This is a genomic window from Hymenobacter telluris, assembly GCF_017313265.1.
Lineage (GTDB): Bacteria > Bacteroidota > Bacteroidia > Cytophagales > Hymenobacteraceae > Hymenobacter > Hymenobacter telluris.
Genome location: NZ_JAFLQZ010000003.1, coordinates 96334 through 113140, shown reverse-complemented (window position 1 = coordinate 113140; position 16807 = coordinate 96334). Strand labels below are relative to the sequence as shown.

Below are 16807 nucleotides of genomic sequence, written 5' to 3'. Positions count from 1 at the left end.
GTGGGCAAGATAATTTCCATTATTGGGTCAAACTCGTTCCTAGCCTCTTATCTTATTGAGGAGTTTGGGGATGATGAGACTATCGAGCTGAATTTATTTGCACGTCGAAAAACCGAGCACGCTGTCTGTAAAGCCCGGGTTAATCAGCTGCCATTCAATTATCCCGTCGATGACCTTAATTTGGCTAGCCTGCTTGCCAGCGACGTAATTATATACTGCGCTGCTGCGGGGGTGCAGGCCGCATCTAGCCTAACAGATATCGATGAGGTATATGCAATTAATGCGTTCCTGCCTATCAGAATAATTACTTATCTGAGCGCCAATTCATTTAGCGGTAAATGGATTAGCTTCGGTACCTATTTTGAAATAGGAGATAATGCGGCGTTACAATCTTATTCGGAAGAGGAAATAGTTGCCAGCAACTTGTCTGTGCCTAATCATTATTGCTGCTCTAAACGTCTGCTGACAAAGTTTATTGATTGCAGACAGTTCACCATCCAGGCCTGGCATTTAGTATTGCCAACAATATATGGTGCGAAAGAAAATAAGCAGCGGCTGATTCCTTACGTAATAGAAATGCTGAAAAAGCAGGAACTGCCGTTGCTGAGCGCTGGTACGCAAATCCGGCAATACGTACATTGCTTAGATGTGGTGAAGCTGCTGCGTATTATCATAGATGAGAACCCTCCCTATGGTATTTACAATGTTACCGCGGCTGAAACGCTAGCCATAAAAGATTTGGTTAAGGCCATGTTCTCGCTCTTCGGTCAAGACCCAAAGGGTTCTTTGGGGGCCAGAAACTCACGGGATGAAAGTATGCAAGTGCTGCAACTCGAATCAACTAAGATTGGCCGCGCGATACCAAGCTGGAGCCCACGTATTAGGTTGCAAGAAGGCTTGCAGGAGTACTTGTAGTGTAAGGTAGCCATACCTCGGGGCGGTGAGGCAAGGGGCTACGTATAAGGAGAGTTGACTTTAAAAGCAGCCAACTTACTTGCCTCGTTGCTGTTTGGAATTTGATGAGGGGTTGGCTTTACAAATAGGTAAGCCAGATTGAGTACTCGCTTGGCTTAAAGCACGTAACTGACCTAAACCGGACATCAGCCGGACACCTAACACAATTCCCTTTACCTTTGTAATAATCAACGCCCGCTAATTCGATGCAAAAACTGGATCAGAAGTATAAGAACATCAATGAAACGCTGGAAGCTCATCTAGAGCAAGTCATTACTCCAAACGTTACAAAGACTATCGTGCCCGGCCAAGATTACATTCCGGTTACTGGTAAAGTTCTTGACGTAGAGGATCTTATGTATGGCGTTGACGCTACAATTGATGGCTGGCTGACCACCGGCCGCTTCGGCCCCAAGTTCGAGCAGAAGCTGGCCAAATGGTTTGGCTGCAAATCGTCGATTGTGGTTAACTCGGGTTCCTCGGCCAACCTAGTGGCATTCTACACCCTCACCTCGCCCAAGCTCGGCGACCGGGCCATCAAACCCGGCGACGAGGTAATTACCGTAGCGGCGGGCTTCCCCACCACCGTAAACCCCATGATTCAGTTTGGGTGCGTGCCGGTGTTTATCGATGTGGACATTCCCACCTACAACATCAAAGCTGAGCTGCTGGAGCAGGCCGTAACGCCCAAAACCAAGGCCATTATGATGGCCCATACCCTGGGCAACCCCTTCAACCTGGAAGAGGTGATGCGCGTGGCGCAGAAATACAACCTCTGGGTGATTGAAGACGACTGCGACTCATTGGGCGCTACCTACAACGGCAAGAAAACCGGCACCTTCGGCGACCTGGCTACCCTGTCGTTTTACCCGGCCCACCACATTACGATGGGCGAGGGTGGCGCAGTGCTCATCAACAACATCCGGTTGAAGATGATTGCTGAAAGCTTCCGCGACTGGGGACGGGACTGCTACTGCGAGCCGGGCAAAGACAACACCTGCAACAAGCGCTTCTGCTGGCAGCTGGGCGAGTTGCCCTACGGCTACGACCACAAATACACGTATTCGCACATCGGCTTCAACCTGAAGGTAACGGATATGCAGGCCGCCATCGGTCTGAGCCAGCTCAACAAGGCTGATTTCTTTGTGCAGCGCCGCCGCGAAAACCACGCCATGCTGCTGGCCAAGATGAAGCAGTTCGAAGACCACTTCATCCTGCCCGAGCCCACGCCCAACTCCGACCCGAGCTGGTTCGGCTTCCTGCTGACCCTACGCGAAAACAGCCCCATCGACCGCTCGGAGCTGGTGCAGCACCTCGAAGACCACAAGATTGGCACCCGCCTATTGTTTGCCGGCAACCTGCTGCGCCAGCCCGCCTACGTGGGCATCGAGCACCGCGTGGTAGGCGACCTAACCAACACCGACACCATCATGAACCGCTCGTTCTGGCTGGGCGTATGGCCCGGCTTACAGGAAGAGCACTACGACTATATGGTAGACGTAATCAAGCAGTACATCCAGGCGCTGTAAGGCAGACTGAGGCTATATAAAGTTCCTGTATGCCTGCACTCACCATTGCTATTCCCACCTACAATAGAAACGACGCCCTAAAGAACACTATTGAATTACTTTTGCCGCAGCTGGAACCGGCTGTTTGCGTGAAAGTATTTGATAATTGTTCGGATGTAGCGGCGGCGGATACGCTACGAGCGTATGCGCAAGCCAACGTTACTGTGGTCAGGAATGAGGTGAATGTGGGCATGTCGGGCAACTTTATTAAGTGCTTCGAGCAGTGCGAGTCGGAATGGCTATGGGTGCTGGGGGATGATGACTTGCCGGCGCCCAATGCCGTGGAAACGATTTTGGGCTACACGCGCGCTTACCCCGACGTTGTATTTATCAAGTTCGATTCCAACCTGAGCGAGTACGAAGAATACAACGTAGAAGACGTAGTTTCTGTAGGACAGGAGCAGCTGATTGAGAATATGAAGAGCTTCGGCAACTTTCTCTTCCTGTCTTCGGGGGTGTATCGAGTGAGTAGTATCACGGAGAGCATCAAAAACGCGTACTACTTCGCAGCCACGTATGCTCCGCAGGTGGCATTGGTACTGGATTACACCAGAACTCATCACAACAGCAAAACCTTGTATTCGCGTCACTCTATTGTGGAGTGGAAGAAGCCGGTGCAGGAGCAGAAATGGAACGATGCGTTGCTAAATAAGTCCTTACCCGATTTGGTGTTTCTAGTTGCGTCTGATAGCGTGCGGAGTGTATTCCTTCGCAAGATGGCTGTATGCCATGCATATAACTATATTTCCGGCGCTGATACGTTTAAATCATACGTACACGCCAACGAAAAGGAACGGTATAATCTAGCCGCAGATTATTTTTCCAGCCATTCCTTTGTAACCTGGGCGGGGCGTTGGCACAGGGCCAGCACACTGTTTAGCTTCTTTAAAGTATCGGCTCTGATGCTATTATGTGAGAGTAGGCTTGCAAACAAATTGATGAAGAGTATTATTCCTTTTAACAAAATGGATAGGAGTATTTATAATAAGTTTTTGTATTCAGTTAAAGATACTCGGCTCTAATCTACAAAAAAATGTCTTCTCCTTTTTTGACAATTGCAATTCCTACTTTCAATAGAGCTGGCTACTTGTATAAATGCTTGCAAAGCTTACTTGGTCAAGTGGAATGTGATATTGAGAATGACATTGAGATTGTGGTTTCAGATAATGCTTCTACTGATAATACTTGCGAGGTTGTAAGGGATATAAATAAATGCAAAAACTTTTATTACTATAGAAACGAGGAGAATTTAGGAATGGATGGAAATTTTCTTGCTTGCTACCGTTATGCTAAAGGGAAATTTGTGTGGATATTCTCTGACGACGATTTACTGAGGCCAAATTCGCTTAAGCTAATTCTAAACTTGCTGAAAGAAAATGATAATTGCGGAGCTTGTTACATAGATAGTGAGTGGTTTGAAGAAATTGATATTCGTAAAATTTCACCTATTGGAAGCTTAGAATATAAAATAAATACTTCATCAATAGGCTTTCTTGAAAGTGTTAACTACTGGGTTACATTTTTGACAGGTAATATAGTGAATAAAGATTTAGTAGATAGAAAAGTATACACTGAGGAAAATATGGGAACTATGCTTGTTCAGCTCTCATGGGTCATTCCGGCTATATTTTCTTCAAATAAAAATATATTTATTTCAAGTAAACTTATACTCTGCAAATTAGGAAACACAGGTGGATATAAATTATTTGAGGTTTTTGGTAAAAATTTTAATAAAATAATTGATTCTTTTATTAGTAAAGGATATGATAGTAAAATAAAAACAATAATAAATAATAAACTTATTCGTAACTTTTTTCCTGTTTTTATTTCCTCTGATAGATCATCATTTAATAATGAATCTGTCTTTAAATTGTTGTTCTCTTTGTATTGGAATTATTCTGCGTTTTGGAGCGTAATAATTCCGATTTTTGTTAAAAAGCAATTTAAAAAAATATGATATTGATAAGTGTGAAGCGTAAGCTTGTTGAGTTTATTTACAAAATAATAAACTCGCAATTTTACAAGGATCTATATGATCAAAATAATAGGAAGGCATTTCTTGGTGAATTTAAGTTTTTGGGTGAATCTCATAGCTTTCCTGATAATATGATTATTAAAAATCCAAAATACATTTCTATAGGAAATGGATTTGCTGCAATGTATAATTTGAGAATAGAAGCATGGGATAAATATGGAGAGCAAAAATTCTTTCCTGAAATATATATAGGAAACAATGTTGTATTTAATACTGATGTTCATATTGGATGTATAAATAAAATATTTATTGGTGATAATGTTCTATTAGCAAGTAGAATTTATATATCTGATCATTCTCATGGTGAGGTCAACTCTGAGGCGCTTAAAGTAGCTCCGGTACATAGAAAATTATATTCTAAGGGACCTGTGATAATAGAGAATAATGTTTGGATAGGCGAGAATGTATCAATTCTTCCAGGTGTAAAAATAGGCTCAAATGCCATAATAGGTGCTAATGCAGTTGTAACCAAAGATGTCCCTGCAAATTCAGTTGTTGGAGGAAATCCTGCAAGGATAATAAAAGTTCTCGTCTAACATATAATACATGAAAGTCGCGTTTACGCTCTGTTCAAATAATTACTTGGGTGCTGCTAAGGTATTAGTAGACTCTTTTAAATTATTTCATCCTGAGTATAATTTTTTTATTGGGCTAGTTGATAAGCTCAATAATCAAATTGATTACTCATTATATGGTTGTGATATTTTGTTGGCTGAAAATATTTCAATGCCAGATATTAATAGCCTCAGTGAAAAATTTAATATCATAGAATTGAACACTACAGTAAAGCCTTTCTACTTTAAACATTTCTTTGATAATTTACAAGCAAATGAGGTAATCTATCTTGATCCTGATATTCAATTGTTTGCTCGTTTAGATGAAGTAATGTACGGGCTTTCTACTTCAATGGTAACTCTGACGCCACACTTATTATCTCCTATTGACGACGAATTTGGGCCTAATGATAGGCACATACTTCCTACAGGTATATTTAATTTAGGTTTTATTGCTTTATCGAAGCATATTCAACTTTCATTCTTTCTTGATTGGTGGGCAGATAGATGTGTTAAATACGGTTTTCGTAAGGATGATGAAGGATTATTTTATGATCAAATTTGGATTAATTATATACCTGCTTTTTTTGATTCATACTATATTATCCGTGATCCTGGATATAATGCTGCAAACTGGAACTTGCACGAGCGCCTACTAACTGTTGATGATAAAGGAAATTGGCTAGTCAATAATAAATATAAGTTGGCCTTTTTTCACTTCAGTCACTTTAATATTAATATTCCAGACAGGATAAGTTCTTATAACACACGCATTACATTTGAAAATCGTCAGGATATAAAACCTATTTTTGAGCAATATCGTAGTAAGGTTGTCCAAAATAATGGAATTGAATTAAAGAAAATAGTTCCTTATTATAAAATAAAGAATGACGAAGTTAAAAATAAAAAGATAAAAGACTATTATACATTTAAAAGAAAACTTATCAACAAAGTGACAGGTATTCTGAACAGTATAGTTCCTGATTAATAGCGTAATAATATAGATTTATTCAGGAATAGAGTGCAAAAAAATAAAAGTACCTGCAATGTCTTTTCTCAATGGCGTTTCATTTCTCATTTGTACTTATAATAGTGCATCTCGCATAACCGAAACTCTTCGTCATTTAGCGGAGCAGGAATTGTCAGCTGGTATAAAATGCGAAATAATCCTTGTTGACAACGCTTGCACTGATGATACTGCTCTCATAGCTGAAAACTATTGGAAACAGTCTGACAGAGCAATGCCGTTGCGAATCTTTAGAGAGCAACGACCTGGTAAAAATTTTGCTGTCGAGTTAGCTTTTCAGAAAGCTCAATACTGCTATGCCTGTATTGTAGATGATGATAATCGTTTGAATAATGATTATTTACGAATTGGCTACCATCTATTAGAAAGTAATGCTAAAATTGGGATTATAGGTGGGCCTAATGCAGCTTCATTTGATATTGTTCCTCCTTCATGGTTTCCTGCTTATCAGCACTGCTATGCTGTAGGTGAGCAAAAAGGATACAATAATGGTCGTTTTGAAGTATTCGCTGATGGCAATATTGGCCGAAACGCTTTATGGGGCGCAGGTATGTTCGTCCGGACTATAATCTGGCATCAACTATATAGTCTTGGTTTCAAAAGTCTGTTCATAGGCCGACAAGGAAGTAAGAATTTGACAGCTGGGGAAGATGATGAGTTGTGCTATGTAGCACAGATGTTGGGCTACGAAATATGGTATTCCTCTAAGTTGTATTTAATTCATCATATGACAGCAGTTAGATTGACCAAAAGTTACCGAAATCGACTATTTTATTCTTCTGTTTGGAGCCAAACTAGAATATTTGCTTATATTAATACATTGTGGGGCAATCCTATTAAGTATTTAAGTATTTCGAATCATTTGAAAGATACAGCTTATATGATAAAAGGTGTATTGAAGCGTATGATAACCTTGCAATACGTAAAAGATTTAATCAAATGGAATGAAGTATCTATTATGAACGTCAATAGAGATATGCTCATTATATATGCTCGAATTAAAGATATGAAAAACGTTAAAAACTACTATTTAGATGTTATGGATTTAAAGAAAAGGATAGATAAAAATGCTCACAATATTATTCAAAGCAATATTGCTGACAGGATGTAATTGTCGATATCTAATTCAGTAGGAATGCGTTGAATTTTAACGCACTGCAGCTCAAGCACAATTATGACTTCTTTTCCGTCTTTACCATCAACTCCTATTGGTAAAACAATGTGGCCTTGGTTGTACGCAGAGTCTGCTAAGCATGATATACGTGATGCATATCTTCCTAAAATTTCCATCATCACACCCAGCTATAACCAGGGGCAATATTTAGAGGAAACTATTCGCTCGGTTATAGCCCAAGACTACCCACGCTACGAGCTGATTATTATCGACGCAGGCAGTACCGATAACACGCTGGACGTAATCCGGCAGTACGAGCCTTGGATAACATACTGGGTGAGCGAGAAAGACCGGGGCCAGAGCCACGCCATTCAGAAAGGGCTGGCTCAGGTGACGGGTGATATTGTTAACTGGATCAATAGCGACGATTTGCTGGCGCCTGGTGCCTTTTATAGTCTGGCCCGCGAGTTTGACTTGGCGCATTACGACGTGCTGTGCGGCGGTTGCGACTACTTCCTGAACGACATCAGCCAGCTGGATACGCGCGGAATGCGTATGGGACTGGATGCTACTGTTGGTGACACCTTGAACCGTCATCAAATCAACCAGCCTTCCACGTTTTTCAAAGCTAGTATTCTGAAGCAGCTAGGCGTTGACGAGCAATTTCGCTACACCATGGATCTGGATCTGTGGTTTCGCTATTTGCTGCAAGCCGGTCAGGAGAAGGTGCTGCTGTCTGACAGCTTGCTCACGTATTTCCGACTGCATGAGGCGTCAAAGACGGTAGCGGAAGGCACCCATTTTGAGCAGGACATTCAGCGGGTTTTCTACAACGTGCTGTATAGTACTGGGCAGCCGGCGGTGTTGCTGGATGCCGTTCGGCAACTCATTGTGGAAAAGGCCACGCCCTTTGTGCCTACACGCTACCCGGTACGGGTGCCGAAGCAAGAACTGGCTGCTTTCGTTCGCCACCAAGCGTGGCTGGCCGTGCACCGCTACAACGACGCCGGCCACTATGCTGCGGCGCGGGCTTGCCTGGCTATTGCCCGTCAGCATGGATTTCCGCTCAACTGGGTGGTGCTCAAGCAACTGATCCGGCTGTATGTGCTGCCGCAGAGCCTGCTGCGGCATTAGTTCGCTCATTTTCCTTCAAGCACATGAATCTGGTAAGCATCATTATCCCCTGCTACAACTACGGCTGGCTGCTGCCCGAAACCCTGGATTCGGTGCTAACTCAAACGTATCCGCACTGGGAGTGCATTATCATCGACGACGGCTCGACCGACAACTCTCGGGCGGTAGGCGAGGAGTATCAGGCGCGGGATACTCGGTTTCGGTACATCTACCAGGAAAATAAAGGTATGTCGGCGGCCCGAAATACGGGGGTGGCCGCTGCAAAAGGGCAATACATTCAGTTTCTGGATTCCGACGACCTACTGGTGCCTCGCAAGCTGGAAACCCAGGTTTTGTTGCTGGAAGCCCACCCGGAGGTAGATATTGTGTATGGTGATGTGCGCTGTTTCCGACAGGGGCAGCCCGATAGTTTAAGCCGCTCGTTCGATATGCAGGATAGCGCCTGGATGCCGGAAGTAAGCGGTTGCGGCGCGGTAATGATAAATGCGCTGGTTAAAAAAAATATAATGGCTGTAAACGCAGCTTTAATTCGCCGGGAGCTGTTGCAACGAGTGGGGCCGGTTGCGGAACACCTGCGCAGTGTGGAGGATTGGGAGTACTGGGTTCGGTGTGCTTTGGCCGGCGCTTGTTTCCTATACGACGGAAATCCGGCTGCCTGGGCTCTAGTGCGAGTACATCCGACAAGTACCAGCCACAACATGCTGCGGATGTACGAGCATGAGGTGCTCGTTCGCAATGAATTGGCAACCAAACTGCAACAGCTAGGTGCCACAGAAGCGCTGCACGACAACGAAATGGCAATTGTGAATGGCGCCAGCCGAATAGCCATGCACGATTTGATGAATGGCAACAGCCTGGATGGAATTAAGCGGCTGATACAACTAGCCTTCCGAACGGGCCGATATGCATACTACCTGAAAAGCATTCCGTATGGGTTTAAAATGCGGCTCAAGTCGGGTAGCAAAACAGGATAATAGGCAGCAAGTCTCCAAGGCTGGGTAGCGAGAGAGTTCTGGAGGCTCTATCGGGAGTGGTTTATTGCCTAGCTTTGTACTTTCCTTGCTATCTGGAGCGTATCCCACTGAAAAGTTCTGCCAATTTCCCAGTGTGAGCTGACCTACCGGAATGGGCATGCCTGATTGTAGAGTATTCGAGCAGCCCTGACGGATATGCAGCCTGATAGATGGGAGCCACGAGTGTCGGGCACAAGAAAGAATCAGGATATTACTCTTTCGTGCGCTAAATATTACTAAATGAAAGCTACGTTTTTCGTGCTCAATGAGCCGGACTTTTTACAAAACCGTATTTTCTCAGGTGAGTCTATCAACGGAGTTAAGAACTACGGCTTTCTGTTTACCGACCTGCGTACCATCCTGGCCGGGCGCGGCATCGATTTGGCCACGCAGGACATTCATCCACCAGCCGAAGCAGACCTTATTATTGCGCTGGACCAAACAGTGGCATTGCAACAGATAAAGCGCAAGCCAACCGCTAAAGTGTATCTGCTGCTAAACGAGCCGGATACGTATTATCCGGAAAACTGGGCCAAGGAAAACCACGCCATTTTTGACCGGGTATTCACCTACGATTATACCCTGGCCGACGAGAAAAAGTACATGCATCACTACTTCGCTATCGACTTGGACGGTACGCCGGCTTTTCAGCCGGTATCGGAAGCGGAGTTCAATGAGCGGCGTTTGTGCGTGCTGATGGCGGGTATGTTTCAGCCAACCAAGCCTACCGGCGACTCCACCTCACTGCTCTACGAGCGGTACCAAACCGTGAAATGGTTTGCCCGCCACCACCCGCAGGAGTTTTCCTTGTACAGCCGGGGCATTAATCCGCGTTTGTTGCAAAGCTTCCGGGGACTGGGGGTGCTGCAACGGGTGCTGCCGGCTCCCATCGTAAAAAAAGTAACGAATTCGGTGGTTGAGCGCCGGCAAACTATCTTCAAGGCTGTAAGCCGTGGCCCAGTCGGTCCTAATGATAAAATCAAAACGTTCCGTAACTACCGTTTTGCTATTTGCTACGAGAACACCAAACTGGCCGGCTACATCTCGGAAAAGATATTCGACTGTTTCGGAGCAGGCTGTGTGCCCATCTACTTGGGCGAGCCGGAAATAGAGCGTTTCATTCCCAAAGAGTGCTTCATCGACCGGCGTAAATTTCAGTCGTACGAAGAACTGTACAAGTTCATCAAAACAATGCCATACTCCCAGTATCAGGGATACATGCAGGCTATAGCTGATTTTACGAAGGGGGTAGAGCAGGAAAAATTTGGCTCCGAGGCCAATGCCCAGCGAATAGCCCACGTTATTATGCAGGATTTGCAGTCAGCCACTCTCTAACTACCCAACTTATTGCTGCTCTTGCTCGCCACACCGGAGCAGGCAGAATCATCCATTGCACACCGAATGAAAGCCACTCTTTACGTCGTAGAAGACCCTGCGCTGCTGCAAAATGGCATCTTCCTGAACGAGTCCTTCTATGGCATGAAGAACAGCGCCTTCATGTTTTCGTCGCTGCGCGACTATCTGGCCCGGCATGGCATTGAGCTAGGGACGCAGGATATTCACCCGCCCGAAGAGTCGGAGCTGGTCATCGGACTTGATAACTGCCTGCCCTTTCAGAACGCTCCTTGGCGCGAAGGGCGCAGCAACTATCTGATTCTGAGTGAGCCAGCTACCTACTATCCGCACAACTGGAACCCAGCCAACCACCAGGTTTTCGACAAGGTGTTCACCTACAATTATAATATGGTGGACAACCAGCGGTATTTCCACTACCATTTTGCCATTGATTTAGAAGAAAACAACAGTTTTCGGCCGACCAGTGAAGAAGAGTTCAACAACCGGAAGCTGTGCGTACTCATGGCCGCCAGCTTTGGAGTAGTGAAGCCCCCCAAAGGCTCTACGTCGTTGCTGCACGAGCGGTACCTGACCCTCAAATGGTTTGCCCAGAATCATCCCGACGAGTTTGATTTGTACAGCCGGGTGATTCACCCGAAAACGTATGAGAGCTTTCGGGGCCTGGGCGTATTGCAGAAATTGGCACCGGTTGCCCTCACCGAGCGTATAACCCGCACGGTAGCCGCACGCCGCAAAGCCCTGTTCGATATTGTGAACCGCGGCCCGGTAGCCCACGACCAGAAAATTCCGGTGCTGCGCCAGTATCGGTTCAATATCGCCTATGAAAATACTGGGGGCCTGCCCGGCTACCTCACCGAGAAGATTTTCGACAGCTTTGCCGCGTGCTGCGTGCCCGTATATTGGGGCGACCCCGACGTGGCTAAGTCCGTGCCGAAAGCCTGTTTCGTTGATCGGCGCGACTTCAGTTCCAATCAGGAATTATATCAGTTTCTGAAACAGATGCAATACGCTGAATACCGGCAGTACACCGATGCCATCACCGCCTTTGTGGAAGGGGTAGAACAGGAAAAATTCGGGTCGGAAGCTAATGCTCGCCGCATTGGTGACGTGATTCTGAAAGATCTTGCTCGATAATCAACACTTTTGCTAGCAGAGGGATTGAGGAAAGGGGAATAGTTGGGAGCCTGTTTTTTTGCTATTATCTTTGCCGCCTCAGTTAGTTGAACTTTCGCCTGCGGCACCTTTACGGCTGATTCCTGTTGCCTGAGCGGGAATGCCCCGCATACCACGACTCATTTACTACCAACCATATACCAATGAAAGTAGCCCTGATTACGGGTATCACGGGCCAGGACGGCGCGTACCTGGCCGAACTCCTGCTGGAAAAAGGATACGAGGTGCACGGCCTGAAACGCCGCTCCTCGCTCTTCAATACGGACCGGATTGACCACCTGTACCAGGATCCGCACGAAACCAACGTGCGCTTCAAGCTGCACTACGGCGACTTGTCGGACTCCACTAACCTGATTCGTATCATTCAGGAAGTGCAGCCCGACGAGATTTACAACCTGGGCGCCATGTCGCACGTGAAGGTGTCGTTTGATACGCCCGAATACACGGCCAACGCTGATGGTATTGGTACGCTGCGGTTGTTGGAAGCCATCCGGATTCTGGGTTTGACCAAGAAGACCCGCATTTACCAGGCCAGCACCTCGGAGCTGTACGGCTTGGTGCAGCAGGTTCCCCAGAGCGAAACCACGCCGTTTTATCCCCGCTCGCCGTACGCCGTGGCCAAGATGTATGCTTACTGGATTACGGTGAACTATCGGGAGGCGTACGGCATGTATGCCTGCAACGGTATCCTGTTCAACCACGAGTCGCCGCTGCGGGGCGAAACGTTTGTAACGCGCAAGATTACCCGTGGCGTAGCGCGCATTTCGTTGGGCTTGCAGCAAAAGATTTTCCTGGGCAACATCGACGCCAAGCGCGACTGGGGCCACGCACAGGACTACGTGGAGGCTATGTGGCGCATCTTGCAGCAGGACACCCCCGAGGACTTCGTAATTGCCACTGGCGTGACTACTACGGTGCGTGAGTTTGTGCAGCGTGCCTTTGCTGAAGTAGGTATTGAGGTGGCCTTCACTGGCGAAGGGGTAAACGAAAAAGGCCACGTAGTGCGTTGCGGCAACCCAACCGCCGGCCTGGAAGTAGGGCAGGTGGTATTGGAAATTGATCCGCGCTATTTCCGCCCAACCGAAGTGGAACTGCTGATTGGCGACCCTACCAAAGCCAAAACCAAGCTGGGCTGGGAGCCAAAGCATGACCTCAACTCGCTGGTGAAAGACATGATGGCTGCCGACGTGGCCCTGTTCCAGCGCGACGAGTACCTGCTCAAAGGTGGCCACAAAGTGTACAACTACCACGAGTAGCCCCCATCCGCCAACGCCGCCGTGTTGTGTAGGCCTTTGCGGGAATAGCTTTTAAATTGTAGATAGTGGCAGAAGTCGTCCGGGTGGCGGTTTCTGCCACTTTTGTTATATCCCTCCCGCATGTATAAGCGCCTTCGGCACACGGTGGACGCCAGCATTAGGCAATTGCGACAGAAGGGCTCATTCGCGCAGAATTTTGCCATTACCTTTTCTGGCACGGCAGCAGTGGCGGTGCTGGGCTTCGCTGTATCTCCCATTATGACGCGGCTGTACGAACCGCAGAGCTACGGGCTATTCGCAGTATTCAACGCTATTGTCAGCAACGTTAGTTTGTTCTCTACGCTGGGGTACGCGCCGGCTTTTCTGTTGCCGCGGCAGCGTAGCCGATTTCTGGCCTTGGTGCAGTTGACGGTGCTACTGAGCGTGGTGGCGCTGATAGGAATGCTGCTGGCTTTCGGGCTGCTGCATGAGCCGTTGCTGCGCTGGCTGAAGGCCGAGGCGCTGGGCGGGTGGTTTTACGTTATTCCGTTTGCGGTATTCGTCTTCAACCTGAACGTAGTGATGAGTGCGTGGTACCTGCGCACCAAGGATTTCAAGAAGCGCGCGGGTATTGACGTGGCAACGGCTGTAGCGGGCCGCAGCCTCACCCTGGGCGTAGGGTGGCTGGGTAATGGGCCAGTGGGCGGCCTACTGCTGGGCGACCTGTTTGCCAAGCTCACTATGTTTGGCAGTATGCTGTTCAGCGGCATCCACCGGCAGCTGCACGAGGTGCGACGCCCGTTTTCGTGGGTCCGGATTAAGGCAGTGGCTTGGCAGTACCGGGAATACCCCTTCTATGTGATGCCGACGGCTTACCTCAGTAACTTGGCCGGGCAGCTACCCATCTTCTTTCTGACTACGGGTTTTGGTGCCGGGGCCGTCGGGCTGTACGCCTTTTCCACTAGCTTGCTGGAGCTTCCCCTCAACCTGATTGGCAATGCGGTGGCCCCGGTGTTTCTGCAAAAAGCCACCGAAACCTACCAGCAGGAACCCGCGCGCCTTCGGCACATTTGCCTCGACCTCTACAACCGGCTGTTTTACCTGGGCTTGCTGCCCTTTGGCATTATCACCGTGTTCGGCGACTGGATATTTGGCTTTGTGTTTGGGGCCAAGTGGGAGCAGGCAGGCGTCTTTACTGGGTACCTGGGCTACTACTATGTGTTTAGGCTGGCCTCGTATGCCACCAGCCCGGTGTACGCGGTGCTGCACCGACAGCGGTTGGCCTTGGCTGGTACGGCCCTGCTGGTACTGGTTCGGGCGGCCAGTTTGTTGATTGGCATAGTTAACCACAACCTGAACCTGGGGATGCTGCTCTTCGGGCTGAGTAGCCTGGTGGTTACCTTCTTGGTGGATATGAACATCCTGTATCTGTTGAAGCTGCCGGTGCTTAGGCTGGCTGCGCGCAGCATAGCACTGGTGTTGGCCACGCTGGCGTTCCTGTGGGGCATACGAGCCATAATGGAGCAACTGGTAGGGGGCGCTTAGATAAGACCAGCCAGGGCCTCACCAAATCAGCCACTTGTCGAAATCCAGGCAGAAGCACCGCTCTGGCCCAATGCGCATCCCCATGTACATGCCAGGATTGGAGCTGTAAGTGCCAATAAATTTGGTGGAGCCAGCGCAGACGTCCATGTTGGCAAATAGCTTCAAATGTTGCATGTACTTAAACTGCTTGTCCTGCTTCACAAAGTCGCGGTGGAAGTAGCCGCGCTCGGTAGGCGCGCACAAGGTGTGAAATCGCCAGGCCGGATATTGCACCTGGAGCTGCTCTATGACGGTATAGTCATCGGTGAGAATAAACGCTTCTTGATTGCGGGAAAAACGGGCCGCCGGAATCATGTACTCACTGAAGTCGTACATCTCAGTTTCCGTGAATTTGTCGCCGGCGCGTACGTGCAGGCTGATGTATTCGGCGGGAAGTTGCAGGGTATCGAGGAAGGACGCCACCAACGGCGCGCTCTGCTCATTATAGTGCCACAGCGCTTTAATAACCTGCTGGGTGGCTTCCAGTAGAGGCGTCTGATGAAAGCCCAGCTCTGGAATATCAAAAGTGGCCTGCGCGAAGGCTTGGTCTCGATGGTGAGGCCATAAATCCTGGGTCATGTAATCAACCCCGAACAAGAGTTGGTAGGCTCGCTTTATGTAGGTGTACTTTACCGTTTTCTGCAAAGGCGCTTCCTTGCTTTCCTCGATTATGTAGGGCCGTAAATTATAGTCTTTGTTGATGCGTTGGGTATTTACGGACTTGAAAGGAGCAAAAAAGTCGTTCCAGCCGTCGCGCAACGCAAAATGGGTATGATCAGAATACAGCTCGAACCGAATGCCGTATTTCAGGCAGTATAGTAGCGCCAGAATCATGTTGTTGTATTCCGAGAAAAACCCGGAATCAACGCCTAAACGGAATACCAGCCGTTTCTTAAAAGAATTGTTGAGGCTATAATATCTATCGAGCCACTCTTCGGTCGTCATCAGGAAAAGAAGTTAAGGCAGGCTGCCGAGTAAAATCATGGGCAAAGGTACCGGCTGGCCTGCCAACAACCCAGGTTCCGGCTATGGATAGCCAAAGTCCGGCTACCTTTGCAGTCCAGTCTGGAAAGCTTGATGAAGCGCAGAATAGCTGCGGCGGCATGAGCTTTCGAGCCCGATTCTCAACTAGCCGGCATGCCTACTCCGTTTTTCAGCGTTATCATTCCCACCTACAACCGCGCCGGTTTCATTGCCGATACGTTACGCTCGGTCTTGGCTCAAACGTTTACTGCGTTTGAAATTATTGTGGTGGATGATGGCAGCAAAGACAACACCGCCAACGTAGTGCGCCAGTTGCCCGACCCGCGCCTGCACTACTATGCTAAGGCCAACGGCGAGCGGGGCCTGGCCCGCAACTACGGGCTGGCGCGGGCCCAAGGCGAGTACGCCCTGTTTCTGGATTCCGACGACTTGTTGCATCCGACGCACCTGGCCACGCTGCACGAGGCCATTCAGGCACAAAACCAGCCCAATTTCATTGCCACCAAGTTCGATTTCAACCGCAACGGGCAGCGCAGCGCCAGCGACCTGGCTCCGTTGCCGGCCGGCCGCTACGGGCTCGATTTTTTTCTGAGCGGCAACGCGCTGGCTTGCAACATTTGTGTGCGCCGCCAGAACCCGGAACTGAAGCGGTTCGAGGAAGACCGTACGTTTGCCGCCGTAGAGGACTGGATGTTCATGCTGGAAAACACGCAGCACGACTCGGTGTACCTCGTGGATGCCGTAACGCTGACCATGAACGACCACGACGGCCGCTCGATGCGCGCTGACAACCAGGGCCTGATCCGGCGCTGGCTGAAGCTTACAGACTGGGTAAACACGCATGTGCGGCTTACCACCGCCCAAAACCGGCAGCTCCAAGGGCATATTTATTATCTGTGCGCCATTCATGCCTACGCTGATAGCAACCGGACCCAGGCCATCGGGTTCTTGCGGCGGGCCTGGCCCCGGCTGCCCTTGCGCAAGGCGCTGCCGCTGGCTGGCCGTATTCTGGCGGGGCCGCAGCTTATTGGCCGGCTGAAAGGACTGCGCGGCTAGCAACTGACTCTACGATACTC

15 protein-coding genes are annotated in these 16807 nt (G+C 48.4%); 14 read left to right on the top strand and 1 reads right to left on the bottom strand.

The window, feature by feature from the left end; translation table 11 throughout:
- The 13 genes from J0X19_RS05425 to J0X19_RS05365 all read left to right on the top strand — a co-directional run bounded on the left by J0X19_RS05425 (position 1) and on the right by J0X19_RS05365 (position 14708).
- Entirely contained in the window at positions 1-915 is a 915-nt protein-coding gene (locus tag J0X19_RS05425; protein WP_206982242.1) for an NAD-dependent epimerase/dehydratase family protein, read from the top strand.
- Between the two features lie 245 nt (positions 916-1160).
- Positions 1161-2483 carry a lipopolysaccharide biosynthesis protein RfbH gene (gene rfbH / locus J0X19_RS05420; protein WP_206982240.1) on the top strand — a complete coding sequence of 441 codons (1323 nt, stop codon included), beginning with the start codon at positions 1161-1163 and terminating at the stop codon, positions 2481-2483.
- A 29-nt stretch (positions 2484-2512) separates the two neighbouring features.
- Positions 2513-3544, top strand: coding sequence for a glycosyltransferase family 2 protein (locus tag J0X19_RS05415; protein ID WP_206982238.1), 1032 nt, complete (start codon positions 2513-2515; stop codon positions 3542-3544).
- 11 nt (positions 3545-3555) lie between these two features.
- Positions 3556-4479, top strand: coding sequence for a glycosyltransferase family 2 protein (locus J0X19_RS05410; RefSeq protein WP_206982237.1), 924 nt, complete (start codon positions 3556-3558; stop codon positions 4477-4479).
- 11 nt (positions 4480-4490) lie between these two features.
- Positions 4491-5093 (top strand): acyltransferase, encoded by a 603-nt coding sequence (locus J0X19_RS25100; RefSeq protein ID WP_317194752.1) that lies wholly within the window; start codon positions 4491-4493, stop codon positions 5091-5093.
- A 10-nt stretch (positions 5094-5103) separates the two neighbouring features.
- On the top strand, positions 5104-6099 hold the full coding sequence (locus J0X19_RS05400; RefSeq protein WP_206982235.1) for a glycosyl transferase: 996 nt from the start codon (positions 5104-5106) through the stop codon (positions 6097-6099).
- Between the two features lie 58 nt (positions 6100-6157).
- On the top strand, positions 6158-7249 hold the full coding sequence (locus tag J0X19_RS05395) for a glycosyltransferase (protein ID WP_206982233.1): 1092 nt from the start codon (positions 6158-6160) through the stop codon (positions 7247-7249).
- Positions 7250-7357: 108 nt separating this feature from the next.
- Positions 7358-8386 (top strand): glycosyltransferase family 2 protein, encoded by a 1029-nt coding sequence (locus tag J0X19_RS05390; RefSeq protein WP_206982231.1) that lies wholly within the window; start codon positions 7358-7360, stop codon positions 8384-8386.
- Positions 8387-8409: 23 nt separating this feature from the next.
- The gene (locus J0X19_RS05385) at positions 8410-9360 is read left to right on the top strand and encodes a glycosyltransferase family 2 protein (protein ID WP_206982229.1); all 951 of its coding nucleotides are present in this window, start codon (positions 8410-8412) and stop codon (positions 9358-9360) included.
- A 279-nt stretch (positions 9361-9639) separates the two neighbouring features.
- On the top strand, positions 9640-10734 hold the full coding sequence (locus J0X19_RS05380) for a glycosyltransferase family 10 domain-containing protein (protein ID WP_206982226.1): 1095 nt from the start codon (positions 9640-9642) through the stop codon (positions 10732-10734).
- Between the two features lie 66 nt (positions 10735-10800).
- On the top strand, positions 10801-11889 hold the full coding sequence (locus tag J0X19_RS05375; protein ID WP_206982224.1) for a glycosyltransferase family 10 domain-containing protein: 1089 nt from the start codon (positions 10801-10803) through the stop codon (positions 11887-11889).
- Positions 11890-12071: 182 nt separating this feature from the next.
- Positions 12072-13184, top strand: coding sequence for a GDP-mannose 4,6-dehydratase (gmd, locus tag J0X19_RS05370; protein WP_206982222.1), 1113 nt, complete (start codon positions 12072-12074; stop codon positions 13182-13184).
- 120 nt (positions 13185-13304) lie between these two features.
- Positions 13305-14708 carry a lipopolysaccharide biosynthesis protein gene (locus J0X19_RS05365; protein ID WP_206982211.1) on the top strand — a complete coding sequence of 468 codons (1404 nt, stop codon included), beginning with the start codon at positions 13305-13307 and terminating at the stop codon, positions 14706-14708.
- Between the two features lie 18 nt (positions 14709-14726).
- Here the strand turns inward: J0X19_RS05365 and J0X19_RS05360 are convergent, their stop codons facing one another.
- Positions 14727-15692 (bottom strand): O-fucosyltransferase family protein, encoded by a 966-nt coding sequence (locus tag J0X19_RS05360; protein WP_206982209.1) that lies wholly within the window; start codon positions 15690-15692, stop codon positions 14727-14729.
- 192 nt (positions 15693-15884) lie between these two features.
- Between J0X19_RS05360 and J0X19_RS05355 the strand changes: the two genes are divergently transcribed.
- The gene (locus J0X19_RS05355) at positions 15885-16787 is read left to right on the top strand and encodes a glycosyltransferase family 2 protein (protein ID WP_206982207.1); all 903 of its coding nucleotides are present in this window, start codon (positions 15885-15887) and stop codon (positions 16785-16787) included.
- Positions 16788-16807: the final 20 nt, after the last annotated feature.